The 17,798-nt window shown below is 47.0% G+C and carries 12 protein-coding genes; 1 reads left to right on the forward strand and 11 read right to left on the reverse strand.

Translation table 11 applies throughout. The annotated features are described in order from the left end of the window. The 11 genes from QUB70_RS12750 to treZ form a co-directional block, all read right to left on the reverse strand. A partial coding sequence (locus QUB70_RS12750) for an efflux RND transporter permease subunit (RefSeq protein ID WP_332980754.1) occupies positions 1 to 2,320 on the reverse strand: 2,320 nt, incomplete at its 3' end. A gap of 173 nt (positions 2,321 to 2,493) precedes the next feature. Continuing rightward, positions 2,494 to 4,275 (reverse strand): efflux RND transporter periplasmic adaptor subunit, encoded by a 1,782-nt coding sequence (locus QUB70_RS12755; RefSeq protein WP_332980755.1) that lies wholly within the window; start codon positions 4,273 to 4,275, stop codon positions 2,494 to 2,496. 284 nt (positions 4,276 to 4,559) lie between these two features. Then, entirely contained in the window at positions 4,560 to 5,153 is a 594-nt protein-coding gene (locus QUB70_RS12760; RefSeq protein WP_332980757.1) for a PadR family transcriptional regulator, read from the reverse strand. 198 nt (positions 5,154 to 5,351) lie between these two features. Next, complete coding sequence (locus QUB70_RS12765) at positions 5,352 to 5,864, reverse strand: DUF4112 domain-containing protein (RefSeq protein ID WP_332980758.1); 513 nt, start codon at positions 5,862 to 5,864, stop codon at positions 5,352 to 5,354. Between the two features lie 296 nt (positions 5,865 to 6,160). Continuing rightward, positions 6,161 to 8,077 (reverse strand): molecular chaperone DnaK, encoded by a 1,917-nt coding sequence (dnaK, locus tag QUB70_RS12770; protein ID WP_332980759.1) that lies wholly within the window; start codon positions 8,075 to 8,077, stop codon positions 6,161 to 6,163. A gap of 434 nt (positions 8,078 to 8,511) precedes the next feature. Beyond that, positions 8,512 to 9,063, reverse strand: coding sequence for a GNAT family N-acetyltransferase (locus QUB70_RS12775; protein WP_332980762.1), 552 nt, complete (start codon positions 9,061 to 9,063; stop codon positions 8,512 to 8,514). Positions 9,064 to 9,069: 6 nt separating this feature from the next. Then, positions 9,070 to 9,318, reverse strand: a complete 249-nt coding sequence (locus tag QUB70_RS12780) for a type II toxin -antitoxin system TacA 1-like antitoxin (protein WP_332945424.1) — start codon at positions 9,316 to 9,318, stop codon at positions 9,070 to 9,072. Between the two features lie 303 nt (positions 9,319 to 9,621). Beyond that, positions 9,622 to 10,050, reverse strand: a complete 429-nt coding sequence (locus tag QUB70_RS12785) for a GNAT family N-acetyltransferase (RefSeq protein WP_332980763.1) — start codon at positions 10,048 to 10,050, stop codon at positions 9,622 to 9,624. Positions 10,051 to 10,067: 17 nt separating this feature from the next. Beyond that, the gene (locus tag QUB70_RS12790) at positions 10,068 to 10,301 is read right to left on the reverse strand and encodes a hypothetical protein (RefSeq protein WP_332980765.1); all 234 of its coding nucleotides are present in this window, start codon (positions 10,299 to 10,301) and stop codon (positions 10,068 to 10,070) included. A 183-nt stretch (positions 10,302 to 10,484) separates the two neighbouring features. Next, positions 10,485 to 13,277, reverse strand: coding sequence for a malto-oligosyltrehalose synthase (gene treY / locus QUB70_RS12795; RefSeq protein WP_332980767.1), 2,793 nt, complete (start codon positions 13,275 to 13,277; stop codon positions 10,485 to 10,487). Positions 13,278 to 13,438: 161 nt separating this feature from the next. Then, positions 13,439 to 15,265: a malto-oligosyltrehalose trehalohydrolase gene (gene treZ, locus QUB70_RS12800; protein ID WP_332980769.1), complete on the reverse strand. Its 1,827-nt coding sequence runs from the start codon at positions 15,263 to 15,265 to the stop codon at positions 13,439 to 13,441. 347 nt (positions 15,266 to 15,612) lie between these two features. Here treZ and QUB70_RS12805 point away from each other — a divergent pair, with 347 nt between their 5' ends. Continuing rightward, positions 15,613 to 17,796, forward strand: coding sequence for an amylo-alpha-1,6-glucosidase (locus QUB70_RS12805; RefSeq protein ID WP_332980771.1), 2,184 nt, complete (start codon positions 15,613 to 15,615; stop codon positions 17,794 to 17,796). Positions 17,797 to 17,798 lie beyond the last annotated feature (2 nt).

Below are 17,798 nucleotides of genomic sequence, written 5' to 3' on the forward strand. Positions count from 1 at the left end.
GATCCGCCTGAACATACACCCGATAATTGCGCTGCTGGAGATTAAAATCGTTCACATACTGCGAACCCAGAGCCGTTTGTAACGTACTGAAAATATCATTAATCGGAATATCTAAAGCCTTAGCTCGATTGCGGTCAACTTCCACAATTAACTGAGGCGTATTCGCAGCAAACGTACTAAATACCGCTTGCAATCCCGGTGTCTGATTTGCCTGCTTTAAAATTCCACCCATCGCCTGAACCAGAGAATCTAAACCGCTGTTACCTTTGCGGTCTTGCAATTGAAATTGGAAGCCTCCAAATTGACCTAAACCTTGAATAGCCGGCGGATTCACAGGGAAAATTCTAGCTTCTGGAATCGAGAAAAACTTAGCCTGCAATTTACCAATAATCGCTTGTACAGTTTGATCTTCACCTTCCCTTTCTTTCCAAGGTTTAAGGGTAGTAAATATAATCCCCTGATTGGAACTATTACCGCTAAAACCAAAGCCACCTACAGAAAAAGTCCCCACAACTTCAGGAACTTTGAGTATTTCTTGTTCAACTCCGTCCATCACCTGCTGGGTGTATTGCAGCGAAACGCCTTGAGGCCCTTGAATAATTGTCAGAAAATAGCCCTGGTCTTCCTCTGGGATAAATGCAGTCGGTACTGATAAATAAAGCCAAGCTGTGAATCCCAGAGAAGCAATAAACACCAGGGTAACAATGGTTTTAAATCGGGTTAAGAATATTAAGGAATCTCTATATTTCTTTTGCATCCAATCCAGAAAAATATTAATCCGGTTAAACACCCAACCCAACGGGCCGCCAAACTTCTTACCTGGGCGCAGTAATATAGCGGCAAGTGAGGGAGTAAGAGTAACCGCCATAAAGGTAGAAATGAGCACTGAAAAAGCAATTGTCAGGGCAAATTGTTTATAGAGTGCTCCCGTTGTCCCAGGGAAAAATGCCACGGGTATGAACACGGCCATCAATACTAAGGAAGTGGCAATTACAGCACTAAAAAGTTCCCGCATTGACTCGGAAGCTGCTTGGCGGGCATTCATACCTTGGCGGACTAGACGGTCAATATTTTCGACTACGATGATAGCGTCATCAACCACTAAACCTGTTGCTAAGGTAAGACCAAATAGAGACAAACTGTTAATCGTAAAGCCGAATGCTTTGATAAAGGCAAATGTCCCAATCAAGGAAATGGGAATTGTGATGGTTGGAATAATCGTAGTGCGCCAATCTTGCAGGAAAACAAAAATAACTATAACCACTAGCAAGACTGCTTCAAACAGAGTTTTGACTACTTCTGCCATTGACTCTTGGACAAATTGAGTCGTATCTAGTGCGATTCTATGTATCACCCCCGGAGGGAAGTTTTTCGCTAATTGTGCCATTTCAGCTTTGACGGAGTTGGCAACATTTAGAGCATTACTTCCGGGCAATTGGTAAATCCCTAAACCCACCGCGTCATTCCCTCGAAATCGCAGGAAAGAGTTATAATTTTCTGCTCCCAATTCGGCTCGACCGACATCTTTTAACTTAACTAAAGTTCCATTTGTTTCGCTTTTAATAACTATGTCTTCAAATTCTGTGGGGCTTTTGAGACGACTTTCGGCACTCAAATCAATCTGATACATTTGCCCTTCTGGGGCTGGCTCTTGACCAATTCTTCCTACACCAACTTGCAAGTTTTGTTCGTTAATTGCTATTGTTACATCTTGCATTGTTAGATTACGAGCAGCTAATTTATTGGGGTCTATCCACAGGCGCATAGCATAGCGTCTTTCCCCAAAGATTCGCACGTCGCCCACGCCTTTTACTCTTTTTAAAGTATCTGCTAAATAGAGGTCGGCGTAGTTGCTTAAAAATATGGTATCGTATTCTTTATTTTCGGTAAATAATCCTATAGCCAGCAGCAGGCTGTTAGATTGTTTGGTAACTGTAACTCCTGTGCGTTGTACGGCATCTGGGAGTTGTGGTTGAGCAACTGCAACTCGATTTTGCACATCGACGGCGGCGATATCTTTGTCGCGGGAAGTATCAAAGGTGGCTGTAATGGTGCTAGTTCCACTGTTAGTGCTACTGGAAGTTAGATATTTCAGTCCTTCAATGCCGTTGATTTGCCTTTCTAGGATGTTTGTTACCGCATTTTCGACAACTTCAGCATTGGCACCGCTATAGTTGGCTGTGACGTTGATTTGGGTGGGGCTGATGTCGGGGAAGCGCTCGATCGGCAATGTGGGAATGCTAATTGCGCCTACCAAGATAATAATTAAGGCGCAGACGCTAGCAAAGACTGGTCGTTTAATAAAGAAATCTGCAAACATAATTTTGTTAATTGCTAATTGCTAATTGCTAATTGCTAATTGCACTTCAGTCAAAAATTCAAATGCCCCCCTGTTTTAGAGATGAGCAATCAAGTAGTTTTACATAATGTACGTAGTTGCGCTTCAGCGCTCTTAAAAAGCGAATTAAGAGCGCTGAAGCGCAACAACATACCTTATTTTTTGCTTTCTACTGATAATTTTTCCCCGGCTCCTTTCCCTTCCTCTTGAGCCATAATCGGAGCGCCGTCAATCAGGTTAAGGATGCCTGCTGTAACAATTTTTTCCCCGGCTTGCAAACCTTCGATAACTTGATAATTATTACCTTCAATGGTTCCCAACTTCACGGGCTTTTGTCGGGCTACTAAAGGAGGCATTCCAGGTTTTGGCTGTTCCGGCTTTTGAGCTGTGAAGACAAAAGTTTGCCCGCCTAAACGAGTTACTGCTGTGACTGGAACTAAAATTCCGGGGTTCTGTTTCCAGATGACTTTAGCTTTTACAAACTGGAGATTAAGCAGTTCGCCGGTGGGGTTGGGAAAGGTGGCTTTAGCTAAAATTGTTTGGGAATTGGCGCTGACGTTCGGGGAGATAAAACTGATTTGACCTTGGGCGATCGCCTTACCTTGAGCGTCGAGCATTTGTACTGGCAGCCCTAAGCGTAATTGAGGCATCCGTTCCAAAGGAATTGATAACCGCAAGTCTAGCAATTGGTTCTCTGTCAGGGTGGCAATGGCGTTGCCTTTTTGCAAGTAATCACCTACTTTCACTGGTATGTCGCCGATGACTCCTGCGAAGGGCGCGATGACCGCAGTTTCTTGTAGTTGTACTTCAAAGCCGCGCACTTGAGCGGCGGCCTCGGCAACTTGCGCTTCAGCTTGATCGAGCTGTTCTTGGCGAGTGCCGTTGGCTAACTGCGCTAATCTGCTCTTGGCTTGTGCGACTTCTGCTTCGGCTTTGGCTATTTCCTCTGGGCGCGAACCGTTTTGCAATTGCCGCAAAGCTTGCCGCTGCTGTTGCAAGGCTGCTGTCCGCCGATCGATCTCGGCTTGTCTGTTTTTTTGCCGCTGCTCGAACCGCCTTTGAGCTTCTCGGAGGTTGGCTTTGGCGCTGCCTTCTTTTTGGATGTATTCCTGGAGGGTGTTTGCAGATGTTGCGCCTTCTTTTGCCAATGCCTGATATCTGGCCAACTGCTGGCTGGCTAACTTTGCTTCGGCTGTGCTTGCCTCTATTTGCGCTCTTGCTTGGGCGATGTCTTCTAAGAGGCTACCTGTTTGGGCATCGGCGAGGTCGGCTTCAGCTTGGGAAACGCGGGCTTGGGCTTGACCAATTTCTTCTGGCCGAGAGCCCGATCGCAGTTGGGCTAGGTTGGCTTGAGCTTGGGCGACTTGGGCTTGAGCTTGGGCGATTTCTTCGGGCCTGGCTCCTGCTTGCAATTCGGCTAAGTGGGATTGAGCGCGAATCAGGTTGGCTTGGGATTGCCTCAAGTCAGCTTGGGCGCTGTCGCTTTTCATCCGGGCGATGGCTTGTCCTTGGTTTATGAAGTCCCCGGATTTGACAAAAATCTCCGTGACTAGCCCTTCTACTTCGGGTTTGATTTCTACCGAACGCTTGGCTTCTAAGCTGCTGACAAATTCCGAGGAATCTTGGACTGAGCTGGTTTGTACGGCTGCGAGCTTGACTGGTATGCCTGGGGGTTGGGCTGCTGCTGCCGGTTGCTGTGCGCGATTGTGACCGGATTGCCACGAGTACCAGCCGAAACCTGCTGCGCCTGTGGCGATCGCGAGCGCGGCAATTAGGGGCCAGCGCGATCGCGGTTTAGCAGGAGGGTGGGGGCTATCGGCAACGGTGACAGAATCCTGCGGTCGATCGCTGTCTCCATCGGTTGGGGGCAGTTCCGGTGTGGCAGATTTTTGCTCTTGGGCTTCAACCACGGATTCTGGGGATTTAGAATAACTCATTTGCAGCACCACTTAGATTTTTTTTAACTTCTAACTAACTGAGACTTGGGCGGAATATTTGATTCTCCGGCGTTCCCTCAAACATGGGGGAATAAGGACAAGCGATTTTAAACAGGATGGAATCGGAAAAGTACCTTTTTAATAAGGTTGGGGTATGTGCAGGGCTTTAATCTCATCGCAGTTAGTCAAGCCAGGGGGTGATTATTTTTAGGAAAGCTGGTTGTCAACTCTCAAAAGTTACGATCGGCAGGGAAGAGTACACATCCTTCTTATGACTCACCCACTCAGGTGAGTTGGAAGGATTTTCCCTTAGAGTCGGCGGATTCAGGGGAGGTTGGGGAGTCACGCACTCCTGCGATCGCGCTTCTTTCCTTAGCTAGTTGCTCGGTTAACCACTCTATCTCTAACGCCAGCACTGACTTGCAGCGATCGCGAGAGGCGAATTGATAGCAGTTGGTTAGTGGATATTCGCTTTTGAGACTTTCGATGTAGTCTTGCCGGATGTAACAGACTCGCAAGCGGTGTTCCAACAATTTCATCCGTTCGGCAGGTTCTAAGTCGCCAAAAAAGAAAAACTTGATTTGGAACCGGGAACCGCTGTTAACCCAACTTTCTTGAGGGTGTTCGAGCATTTTTTCCCGCCAGAGTTCGCGCCCTTTGGCGGTAATTCCGTAGATTTTGCGCGGACAGCCCGCATCTCCGGCTTCTTCGGCAATTACCGAAATCTCCCCTCGCTCTTCCAAGCGCTTCAGCAGCGGGTAAATCGCTCCGTAGTTGACGCTGATGCAACTGCTCATAAACAGCTCCAGTTGTTGCTTTAGCCGATAGCCGTGCAGGGGTTGCAACTGTAGCAGCCCAAGCGCTGATAATTCAAGCATTTATATCAAGTTGATATTATACTCTGGATTATACAACTATATCTGACTCAATGGCGATCTGGTCAATAGCTAGTTTTAAAGAAATTTGAGATTAAATACACATTTAATCAAATTTGTCAATACCCTTAAGATATATATTATTTTACGATCGGGAGAGGGCGATCGCTCGATCGTAAAAATTGGGTCTAAAATCCAAAATCAACGTCCTGTAATTACTTGAAATAACCACCCAAAAAGCATCACGCTCAAGAAAATTACACCTCCGACAATTAACATCAAACCCAACAGCAAAGCCGCGACAAATAACCAATCGGCTTTTTTCCCTTGTTCCGGGGAACCTAAATGAGCATCCAGCAATTCTATATTTTTGACATTAGCTTTCCAAGCAACATCCAATAAATCTCCAGCCACCGGTACAGTCCCAGCGACTGTATCAAATACGATGTTAGCGGCCATTTTTACTAAAGTCTCTTGCGGCACTCCCATCTGAGCGGATTTAAAAACTACATAACCGGCAAAAATTGAACTGACTAAATCGCCGCCGCCCGGTATCAGTCCCAATATCGGATCGAGTCCAATACGGTATTTTGTGCCGGGAATCGGAATTGCATTGTCTAGTAAATGGCTGATTCGACGGATTCGCCGCAAGGATGCTACATGATATGGGCTGGGAGTATTTGGCGAGGAATTTTGTATAGGAGAACGTGACATTTAATTACTCTCGATTGCGATATTATATCGTTTCCGGTTGCATCGGAATGATACCGAGGACACGGCATTGCCGTGTCCTGACTGTGGGTAATATTAATTCCGATGCTACGGGAGTTGATATTACTGCTAGTTTAGGATATTTATTGAAGCATATTCAAGTTTTGTCACTATGCCTCACGCCAGATTTTTATTGATTTTGGTCGATCGGCTTTTGTTTGTTTTTGAATGCACAGAAACCCGGTTTCTGTTCAAAACCGGGTTTCTTGCTTCTAGCTGCGGGCTTTTAATTTAGCCTTTTATTTGTTGCCTTCAGTGAAGTCGGCGTCAATCACGTCGTCGCCGCCGCCAGTGGGGCCGCCGTCTCCGTAGCCGCCAGGGCCGCCAGGGCCACCAGGGCCGCCAGTGGAGCCGTCTGCTTGCTGGTACAGGCTGCTGCTGACAGCGTAGAATGCTTGCTGCAACTCTGTTGTTAGGGTTTTGATGCGATCGTCATCTTCACTCTCGATCGCATCGCGCAAGTCTTTGATCAACCCTTCAACCTTAGTCTTGTCAGCAGGGGGAACTTTATCACCCAATTCCGCCAACTGCTTCTCAATTTGATAGGCCAAAGAATCGCCTTGGTTTTTGCGATCGATCCGTTCGCGACGTTCCTTGTCAGCAGAAGCATTCGATTCGGCTTCCTTCACCATGCGATCGACTTCATTGCTGGGCAAAGTAGAAGCACCGGTAATGCTAATCGATTGCTCCTTGCCAGTACCTTTATCTTTTGCAGCTACATTCAAAATACCGTTAGCATCGATATCGAAAGTAACTTCAATTTGAGGTACGCCGCGGGGGGCAGGTGGAACTCCATCTAAGCGGAAGGTTCCCAAATCCTTGTTATCATTCGCCATTTCCCGTTCGCCTTGCAAAACGTGAATTTCCACGTTTGTTTGGCCGTCTACAGCAGTCGAGAAAGTTTCAGACTTCTTAGTAGGAATAGTGGTATTGCGGGGAATAATTTTTGTCATCACGCCGCCCAAGGTTTCGACGCCGAGAGATAGCGGAGTAACGTCGAGCAACAGGATGTCTTTGACTTCGCCTGCGAGTACGCCGGCTTGAATTGCTGCACCGACTGCAACCACTTCGTCGGGGTTTACCGTTTGGTTGGGGTCTTTCCCGAGGATTTTTTTGACCAGTTCTTGCACCGCAGGAATGCGTGTAGAACCACCAACTAAGACGACTTCATTAATTGCAGATTTGTCTAATTTGGCGTCGCGGATCGCATTTTCTACGGGGATGCGAGAGCGATCGATCAAATCCGAACAGAGTTCTTCAAACTTGCCCCGCGTCAAAGTCGTGTCCAAGTGTTTTGGCCCGTCTTGAGTCGCGGTAATAAACGGCAGGTTGATTTCTGCTTGGGTAACGCTCGACAGTTCAATCTTGGCTTTTTCGGCTGCTTCCGTCAGGCGTTGCAGTGCTTGTTTGTCTTTGCGGAGGTCAATTCCTTCGGCTCTTTGGAATTCGTTAGCGATGAAATCAACAATTTTTTTATCGAAATCGTCACCGCCGAGGTGAGTGTCTCCAGAAGTTGCTAGCACTTCAAATACGCCGTCGCCTACTTCGAGAATAGATACGTCGAAAGTACCGCCACCTAAGTCAAATACGAGGATGGTTTCGTTGCTTTTTTTGTCTAACCCGTAAGCTAAAGCTGCTGCTGTAGGTTCGTTAATAATCCGCAGCACTTCTATGCCGGCAATTTTTCCCGCGTCTTTAGTTGCTTGTCGCTGGGAGTCGTTGAAGTAAGCGGGAACCGTGATCACCGCCTGGGTAACAGTTTCGCCGAGGTATTTGCTGGCGTCTTCTACAAGTTTGCGGAGAACTTGTGCAGAAATTTCTTCTGGGGCAAATTGCTTGCCGCGGGCGGGACAGTCTAGTTTGAGGCTGTTGCCGACTTTGAGGACTTTGTAGGAAACTTCAGTGGTTTCGTGGGTTACTTCATCAACCCGACGCCCGATAAACCGTTTTACTGAGTAAAAGGTGTTTTCGGCGTTCATCACGGCTTGACGCTTGGCGATTTGTCCGACAAGTTGATCGCCATTTTTAGCATATGCTACTACGGAAGGTGTGGTGCGACCCCCTTCGGCGTTGGCTATGACGGTGGGTTTGCCGCCTTCCATAACTGCGACGCAGGAGTTTGTCGTACCTAAGTCAATTCCAACTACTTTTCCCATAGGGGTGTTCCGGCTCCAATCTCTACAAAATTTTGGTTTTCTATCTGTGCGATAGTCTGGTTATTCAGGACTGCGATTTTACCTCGCGGTTTACGGGTAGTGAGTCCTGCTTTAATACAGTCTTCGATAGGGTGCTGATCTCTATACTGCGGGCGGTAGACCTTGCGATGAAGGGGTATTTACCGAACCTGTTGAGGGACGGTTGCATCCGTGAGGCTTGCACCGCTACAGTTGTTGACTGCTTTTGTTTACTCTTCCTAATGTACGGGGTTCGATCGATTCGGGTATTGTGGCAAACCGTATACGTTGTGTTGTATTTGCCGTCTTATGTATATAAATTTTGTTTGGTTGGTAGGGCGATTCGTTACGGGATAGCTGCGCCGCGCGTACTTTTGGATGCAAAATAAAAGTAAAATTTATCAATTACAGTCATGTTAGGTAGCCGTTGGATCGGAGGGCGATCGCTGCACATTTGCTGCTTGTGCAATTGTGTTCATCAGCATAAAAAGTGAAAGGGCAGTTTCCTGGCATTCTAAGAAACCAAATTTTTGGTAAAACTCCTTTGCATTCTCGTCTATAGAATCAACTCTGACACCGTAGACTCCTACTATTCTGGATACATCTATTGCTCTAGCAAGGGCGTGAAATAATAGTTGTTTGCCCAGTCCTCTACCCTGCATTGAGCGATCGACCGCAAGTTTAGCAATCAGTATAGCTGGAATAGGATATCTGGGCAGCCTCTGCCGCAGGTCGGCTGGCAAGTCTTCACGTTCAATCACACCTGCACAGCAAGAATAATAGCCAACTATCTGACTGCCTTCAGGCGAAAAAGCAACAAAAGTTTTGGCAATCCCATCTCGATCGTTTTTCTGAGCGTACTGTTTGAAGTACATATCTAATTCTGGATTTCCAGAATTAAATGGATCTTTTTTGAGACTGCTTGTACTGCGCCCTATTGTATCTAGCGTATAAATAATGCAATCCACAATTTATTATTTGTTTGAGTTGCCATAGTCTTGAAATAATTTAATCAGAGCTTCATTAGGGGGAGGCGGATCTAACATCATGTCTAACAAAAAATCCCAGTCGCGCTCGGACAGCTTCAAAACTGGGTTGCCAAAGGCTGCTGGGCCGTTGATCGCAGCATCTGCTTCGGCAATGAATTCGTCGAGGACAAATAGGTAAGCCCACCAAGAGAGTCGGGTTTCGGTACTGGTTTCGGTTTTGACGAGCGATCGCATTTTGCTATTCCTCCCGCTACTAAGATTGCTTTCCTGCTATTATTATAATTAAAAAAGCGCAGCGACAAGTTTCAACCTGCCGCTACCTGTTTGCTGCTTGTTTAATTGTACTCATCAGAATAAACAGTGAAAAAGGAGTATCTTGGTACTCCAAGAAACCGCACTTTTTGTAAAATTCTTTAGCTGGTTCGTCAATAAGCTGTTACGCATTTAAACCACTAATTATCCAGGTAGGGTGCGTCAGCTAGAACACTTATTAGCCACGGGAAACACTTATGTACTGACGCACCCTACAATGGTCTTTTAAATGTCGAACAGCTTAGCATCTACCCTGACAGCATAAATTCCCATATCTTCAGATACATTTAGTGCATTTTCAAAGGCATGGCGCAGTAACCGCTTTCCCAAGCCTCTACCTTGCATTGAGTAATCGACTGCAAGCTTCCCAAGCAGCATAGCAGGAGGGGGATAGTTGGGGAGATTTTCTCGCAGGTTAGCTGGTAGCTGGGTGCGATCGAGTAAATTAGCGCTGCAAGCATAATAGCCTGCTATTGTGTAGTTATCTTCACCTGTTAAAGCTACAAAAGTTCTAGCAGTACCGAGCCGATCGTTCTGCTGTGCATACCGTTTGAGATAGGCATCTAATTCTGTATTTCCCGAATTAAATGGGTCTTTTCTAAGACTGCTCGTACTTCGGTTTATATCTTCTAGATGGCTAATAGTCCAATTCACTCGCTTTACTGTTTTGTTTAATAATCTGCAAATAATGCGAGCAATCCTTCAGACGGTGCTGGTGGGTTTTCCATGACTGACAGTAAAAAGGCTCGATCGCGATCGGACAGTGCTGGAGGTGTATTATTGTAAGCTGCTGGGCCGTTGATAGTAGCATCTGCTTCGGCAATGAATTCGTCGAGGACAAATAGGTCAGCCCACCAAGAGAGTCGGGTTTCGGTACTGGTTTCGGTTTTGACGAGCGATCGCATTTTGCTATTCCTCCCGCTACACTGATTTTTTTACTACTATTATTTTAACCAAGAAAGCACAGCGACAGGTTGAAACCTGCCACTATAAAAACAGTTCGACTAATGACTAATGACTAATGACTAATGACTACTGACTACTGACTAATGACTACTGACTAATGACTAATGACTACTGACTACTGACTACTGACTAATCAGCAGAGCTGCGGGAAAGTAACTCAGAGCTTCACCAATTGCCAGCGTACCGTTACTTTCTACCGCCTGATTTGTAATCGCATCCTTCCAAACAGACGGCATTTGCTCGGATAATTTCAAATTAGTATCTTTCCAGACTTCCTTGCCGATCGGCATTTCTTCCGGTTTGACAACTCCTGTCAAAAACCGGGGAGCAATGACAATAACTGTAGTCTCTCCAAAGCTTCTGGCAAAGGCAACAACATTATCTTTAAACGTGCCAACTGCTTGCAGAGGCAGATAATCGCCTGATTGAAAAACTTGCAAGTATTTTTTTCTCGCTTCTAAAGCTCTTGCCGTCAAAAACAACTTAATTCTCGCGTCTTCCCGTGTCGCAATCAAATCTTCAATTAGTTGCAAAATATCCGTCTGAGCTTGCTCTTTAATTTCCCGCAAAACCTCGATTCTGCGGGCAAAATCAACGGGACGGCGGTTGTCGGGATCGACGTGACTCAAATCCCAGAATTCCGTCCCTTGATAAATGTCGGGAACGCCAGGAGCAGTAATTTTCAGCAGCGTTTGAGATAAAGAATTGAAAATTCCATAATCAGCTACTTTTTTCCAGAAAGGTGTAAATTTCTTGAGAAACTGATTTTGTTCCGAAGGTTCGAGAACGCTATCGACAAAGGTCATAAAACCAGCTTCGTAGTCGTTATCCGGTCTCAGCCAAGCCGTATAAACTTTGGCTTCGCGGACGGCTTTAATGACATAATCTTTCAGGCGATCGACATAATCAGTGTTTTCTATTCCCTCAAATGGAAAACTGCCGATCAGAGTTTGGTACAAGAAGTATTCGTCATTAGTATCGGGAACCATTCGATTCACAAAGTTGACTTTCTTAGAAGAGTTTAGCTCTCTCCAAGACCTGACTTGCTGTTCCCATTCATCGGGAAGTTCTGACAAAACGTTAATTCTGGCTCGCACATCTTCGCCGCGTTTGGTATCGTGGGTAGCTGTAGCATTCATTTTGTGCGGCCAAGCTGCTTGCTGCTGTTGGTTGAACTCGTGAAAATCTGCCAGCGGAACGCCGAACTGACTGGGGTTTCCTCCCACTTCGTTGAGGGATAAAAGCCGATAGTAGACGTATAAAAGCGTGTCTTCAACGCCTTTTGCCATCAACGGGCCTGTCAACTGCTGGAGTTTCATTACAAAGTGCCGGCGCTGCTCTTTTTGTTCGGTTGTTAGGGTTTCTTCTTCTTCGAGCAACAGCAGAGTTTCGATAAATTTAAGTTCTTTGAGGAGTCGCGGTACTTGTTCTTTGGCGTGGGCGATCGCATATTTTACGTAAGTGCGATCGGACTCTCTCAAACCGTCTTGATTGATGTAAGTTCGGTAGACTGGAAAAATCGTCAAAATAGCCGCCAATGCTTTTTCCAAACCGGGCCGAGTAAAGTCGTTTCCCTGTCTCGATTGACCGGAGATATTCTTCAAAAGTTGAGCTAGATTGTCTACATCTCCCGCCAAATTTTTCTCAACAATCAGCCCTTTTTTATCTAAAAACAACTGTTCGTAGGGAACGTTCAGGCGAGTAAATCTCTGATATATTTCGCTAAACTGCTGTTCGCGATCGCACCGACAAAAAACGCCGTTTACGTAGTTCAAAAAGTCGTAGCCGCTCGTTCCCTCAATCGGCCAATATGACGGCAAATCTTCTTCGTGTTCTAGAATCTTTTCAACAGTGATGTAAGTGTCTCCGACTCTCTCCCGGAGGCGTTTCAAATATTCTGTGGGGTCGTACAGTCCGTCGATGTGGTCGATTCTCAATCCGGTAAACTTTCCCTCTTCAACCAGGTCGAAGATCAGAGCGTGGTTTTTGTGAAAAACTTTAATCTCTTCAACTTTTACCGAAATCAGTTCGTTGACTGTAAAAAACCTTCGGTAGTTAATTTCTTCGGCTCCCACTTTCCAGAAAGCCAGACGGTAAAACTGCTCGGAAAGCAAATCGTCCAGCAAATTAAAGCTTTCGGGATTGCCCTTTTCACCGTTAAAAAAATTGATATTTTCATCTATAAATTCCTGCACCATGGGATTTTGATTGTACAGTTCCCACAGCAGTCCTTTGACAAAAGCTATCTGATCGTATCTGGCTGTACCTTTAGTTTCTGAAGATGTATTTTTAATCAAATAAAGAATTCCCAAAAACTTGATAAAATCTGGATGGCGTCTGCCTAATTCCCTGGCTAAATGCCCCAAATTATGACTGATAAATTTAGCATAAGATTCAATTTTTACTGGCAATTGTAAGCTGTAATAATTGATGGCCAGCCCAATTTCGCTGTATTTGAGTTGAATCTCGCCATTTTCCAGACACTCTCCATAAAAATTGCCCAGCAGCGGAGCCAGCACTCGACCTCTGAGATGTTCGTAAGCGTGATTCCATTCAATATCGAAGTAATCGAAATAGTCGGAATCTGGCCCGTGTTCCAATACGTCTAACAGCAGCAAATTTTGAGTGTCGTAAGCCATGTGGTTCGGGACAATATCTTGCAGCCATCCCATATTCCGTTTCTTGATTTCGTCTGTGAGCGATTCAAAGTTTTCTGATGTTCCCAATTCGGGATTGAGCTGATTTGAGTCAACGACATCGTATCCGTGAGAGCTGCCTTTTCTGGCTTTAAATATTGGTGAAGCGTAAAGGTCGGTAATTCCTAAATCTTCCAGATAGCTAAGGATTTGTTTGGCGGCTTCAAAGTTAAAACCTCCATGAAATTGAATCCGATAAGTTGTTGTAGGAATTCGCATTATGTTAATTTTACTCCTTATTGATTAGTCGATCGGGTTTTTTGCTTAAAATTAGAAATAGTAGGGTGCGTCAGCGGGTACAACATCACGGCTACTTACTCCAGAATCTTTCCCCGCTGACGCACCCTACGGGCCTGTTAGCTGCTGCTCGATCCAACCAACTATTTGATTAATTCATAGAGTGCAAAACTCTGCGGTTTAACAGTCAATTCTTGCTCTGAAGTTATCTTTTCAGGCAAACTAGAACCTGAACCCATCCATTTTTCATCAGCAGAGTCTAAAATTTTGTGACCGTTGCCTTGGGGAAGTGGAGCCGTAAAAGCTACCTCTTGCCTGTTGAAGTTTAGAATGCAAAATATCTGGCTGTCATCTGTCCAGCGACGTAGAAATAAGATTTTTTCGGCTTCAATGCTGGACACTTCTAGACTGTTTTTGTCGAGTTTTTTAAGGGCCGGTATTGTCCGCCGCAGTTGAATCAAATGTTGGTGCCATTCCCAGAGGATTTTGTGTTTGCCTTCTGTTTGTTTTTCCCAGTTTAACTTGCACTTTTGGAAGCTTTCAGGACTCTGGGGATCTTGAAACTCCCCTCGCCCTTCAAAAATTTTAAATTCTTGTTGTTTGTCTTTGCGGATAGCTTCAATTAAGTCAGGGTCTGAGTGAGAAACAAAGTACAGAAACGGCGCTGTTTCTCCGTATTCTTCTCCCATGAACAAGAAGGGAATGTAGGGAGAAATTAACACTGTGCCGGCTGCGAGTTTCAATCCTTCAAAGTCAACTATTTTCGAGAGTCTGTCTCCCAAAATGCGGTTGCCGATTTGGTCGTGGGTTTGGGAAAATACCACAAATTTATCGCCAGGTTCATCTTTTACAGAATTGCCGTGTTTCCGCTTTCTGTGGGGGGCGTACTGGCCGGAGTAAACAAAGCTTTCTTTAAAGGCTTTTTCTAAGTGTTCGCACTTGCCGAAATCTTGGTAGTATCGGTCGTCTTCTCCGGTGAGCAAGGTGTGCAGTGCGTGGTGGAAATCATCGCACCATTGGGCGTCTAGTCCGAAGCCGCCGAGTTCTTTAGGACGTACAGTGCGGACATCGTTTAAGTCGCTTTCTGCTATTAAATAAAGCTGCCGTCCTAGCTCTTGGGAAATATCGGCTGTGGCATTGGAAAGTTCTTGCAAAAACGGTCTTGCACCTACTTCAAATATTGCTTGAATTGCATCGAGTCTCAGAGCGTCGATGTGATAGTCTCGAAACCAGTAGAGGGCGTTTTCAATAAAGTAGTTGCGTACCCCGTCGCTGTAGGCGTCGTCGAAGTTGAGGGGGTCTCCCCAAATCGAGCCGTATTTTGATGTAAAGTAGGGGCCGAATTCGCGGAGGTAGTTTCCTTCGGGGCCGAGGTGGTTGTAAACTACATCAAGAATTACTGAAATGCCGTGTTCGTGGCAGGCATTGACGAGTTTTTTGAAGCCTTCGGGGCCGCCGTAGGAGTTTTGAACGGCGTAGGGATATACGCCGTCGTATCCCCAGTTTCGCTCGCCAGGGAATTGGGATACTGGCATTATTTCGATGGCGTTGATTCCCAATTCTTTAAGTTGTTTGAGTTGGGGAATCATTGCTTCAAATGTTCCGGATTGGGTGAATGTGCCGACGTGCAGTTCGTAGATAATCATTTCGGCTAGCGGCACCCCTTGCCAATTTGTATCTGTCCAAGCAAAGGCGCTTTCATCTATTACTTGCGAAGGGGCGTGCACGCCTTGGGGTTGATATTTTGAGGCGGGGTCTGGTCGATCGGTTTTTGCTTCGAGTTGGTAGGTGTAAAGGGTTCCAGGTTGGATGTCTGTAGCTGTAGTTTGCCAATAACCTTCGGCGGATTTCTGCATGGGGAGAAGGCGTTTGTCTGGGGAAACAAGTTGGACTGCTACTTGTTTGAGGGTGGGGGCCCAAACGGTAAATTCACATTGGTTGTTGCCGAGGTAGTTTGCTCCTATCTTCACTTTGAGTTTTTCTCCTTATAAAATAGGTTTGCGGTATGACTGAAAATGGTATCTTGGCAATAGGTCTGTTGAGTGCCGATCGCCAACCAGCCTGTTTAAAAAGTAATATCAGTTAAAAAAGTAACAGACAACTAACTTTAGACAGAGCAAGGGCTACAATTGTCGCAAAGAGGCAAAATTAGCGCTTGGTTCCATCTAAATTAGAGCATGAATCGGCGCGGGCCCGACGCGCGAAGCTTGCAGCTATTGGAACGCCAAATTAGCCGGCTAGGGTAACAATTCTTTATTTCTACACTGTGTAAAATCTACCCAAAGGTAGATAACAAGTCACCGCGAATGTGTATTTTATGGTTATTGCTTTTGGACGGGAAATCTGCTGCAATCTTGACTCGGCGGAGTCTCGCGAGTGGTTGGTAACAAACGGGATCGGCGGTTATGCTAGCGGGACGATCGCGAATCTCCTCACGCGCCGCTATCACGGCCTGCTGGTAGCTGCCCTCAAACCCCCGCTGGGACGCACTTTGATGCTCGCCAAGCTGGACGAGACGGCTGTGTATCACGATCGCCCCTATCCGCTTTATACAAACCGCTGGGCCGACGGTACGATCGAACCCCACGGCTACAACTACATCGAAAGCTTTCACCTCGAAGGCACGACGCCTGTTTGGAGGTTTGCTCTCGCCGACGCTATCCTGGAAAAGCGGATTTGGATGCAGCAAGGTGCTAACACAACATATATTCAATACCGCTTGCACCGCGCCTCACAACCGATCGCCCTCGCTGTCAAAGCTCTAATCAACTACCGCGACTATCACCACACAACTCGCGCCGGCGACTGGCAAGTGAGCCTAGAAACCTTGGAAAGCGGGGTTTGCGTCACCGCATTTCCCTCCTCTGCACCCCTGTACCTGCTGACGGATGCCGAACCAGAGGCACAATTTCGAGTCTCTGCGCCCTTATACAATTGGTACTACGGATTTGACTTGGCAGCAGAAAAACGGCGCGGATTGGACTGCTGCGAGGATCACTTGCACGCGGCGACTTTTCACATGACGATCGCACCGGGAAGTTCTCTGACATTGATAGCGAGTACCGAGAAAAATCCCCAGTTATTCCGTGTCAAACACCCGTCTATTGCTCAAGAGGGGGAGAGGGGGAGAGGGGGAGAGGGGGAGAGGGAGAAATTAGCGACTAACATTCACGGGGGAGTAAACCCGGATTTGGTGTTAAACGGCGGTACAGCTTTAGAAATGCGTCGCGCTGCCGATCGAGAACTGCTGCAAAACTGGTCAAAAGTGAGCGAATCTCCCGACTGGATCGATCGCTTAGTGCTCGCCGCCGACCAATTTATCGTCAGCCGCCCGCTACCGGATGAACCCGAAGGCAAAACGATCGTCGCCGGATATCCCTGGTTCAGTGACTGGGGACGGGATACGATGATTAGCTTGCCCGGCCTCACAATCTGTACCGGGCGATCGGAAATTGCGCGATCGATTTTGCGGACATTTGCGCGGTATGTCGATCGGGGAATGCTGCCGAACCGCTTCCCGGATGCGGGCGGCGAACCGGAATACAATACCGCAGACGCTACTCTGTGGTACTTTGAGGCAATTCGCGCTTATATCGATGCTACGCGCGACGACGAACTTTTGGCCGAACTCTGGCCGACATTATGTGAGATTGTTGACTGGCACTTGCAGGGAACTCGGTATAATATCCGCGTCGATCCCGATGACGGTTTAATCTACGCGGGCGAAACCGGCGTGCAACTGACTTGGATGGACGCCAAAATCGGCGATTGGGTGGTGACACCCCGGATTGGTAAGCCGATCGAACTCAGCGCGCTTTGGTACAATGCTATACAAGCAATGGCAAGTTTTGCTCGAAAACTGGGCAAGCCTCACGATGAATACCGGCAATTGGGCGATCGAACAGCCGCCGGATTCACTCGTTTCTGGAACGACTCAAGCGGTTACTGCTACGACGTTCTCGACGGCCCGGACGGACACGATAGTTCGCTGCGGCCCAACCAGATATTCGCCGTGTCGCTGCCCCTATTAACTGGGTATCCGCCTCCGAACTCTTTATCAGCAAGGGGATTGCGGGCCAAGGAAACCCACCGCTATACACCGTTACTGACGCCCATCCAGCAGCGCGGCGTGGTGGACGCCTGCGCCCAGCAGCTTCTGACTTCTGTCGGCCTCCGCAGCCTCTCGCCGCAGCACCCGCAGTATCGCGGCAGGTATGGAGGCGACCAATTGCAGCGCGACAGCGCCTACCACCAGGGCACAGTTTGGGGCTGGCTGATTGGCCCGTTTGTCTTGGCGCACTTGCACGTATACAAAGACCCAGCACAAGCTCGCGAATTCCTCGAACCGATGGCACATCATATAATGGCCGGCGGAGTTGGCAGTCTGAGCGAAATTTTTGAGGGCGACGCCCCCCACTCGCCCCGAGGCTGCACGGCTCAAGCTTGGACTGTGGCTGAGGTGCTGCGGGCTTGGTTGGCAATTAATACTGTGGGTGTTTAAAT

The organism is Microcoleus sp. A003_D6 (genome assembly GCF_036702825.1).
GTDB lineage: Bacteria > Cyanobacteriota > Cyanobacteriia > Cyanobacteriales > Microcoleaceae > Microcoleus.

Bases quoted from the DNA above. Each gene is read 5' to 3' on its own strand.
- QUB70_RS12755 (WP_332980755.1), bottom strand. From the start codon at position 4,275: ATGAGTTATTCTAAATCCCCAGAATCCGTGGTTGAAGCCCAAGAGCAA.
- QUB70_RS12760 (WP_332980757.1), bottom strand. From the start codon at position 5,153: ATGCTTGAATTATCAGCGCTTGGGCTGCTACAGTTGCAACCCCTGCAC.
- QUB70_RS12765 (WP_332980758.1), bottom strand. From the start codon at position 5,864: ATGTCACGTTCTCCTATACAAAATTCCTCGCCAAATACTCCCAGCCCA.
- dnaK (WP_332980759.1), bottom strand. From the start codon at position 8,077: ATGGGAAAAGTAGTTGGAATTGACTTAGGTACGACAAACTCCTGCGTC.
- QUB70_RS12780 (WP_332945424.1), bottom strand. From the start codon at position 9,318: ATGCGATCGCTCGTCAAAACCGAAACCAGTACCGAAACCCGACTCTCT.
- QUB70_RS12790 (WP_332980765.1), bottom strand. From the start codon at position 10,301: ATGCGATCGCTCGTCAAAACCGAAACCAGTACCGAAACCCGACTCTCT.
- treY (WP_332980767.1), bottom strand. From the start codon at position 13,277: ATGCGAATTCCTACAACAACTTATCGGATTCAATTTCATGGAGGTTTT.
- QUB70_RS12805 (WP_332980771.1), top strand. From the start codon at position 15,613: ATGGTTATTGCTTTTGGACGGGAAATCTGCTGCAATCTTGACTCGGCG.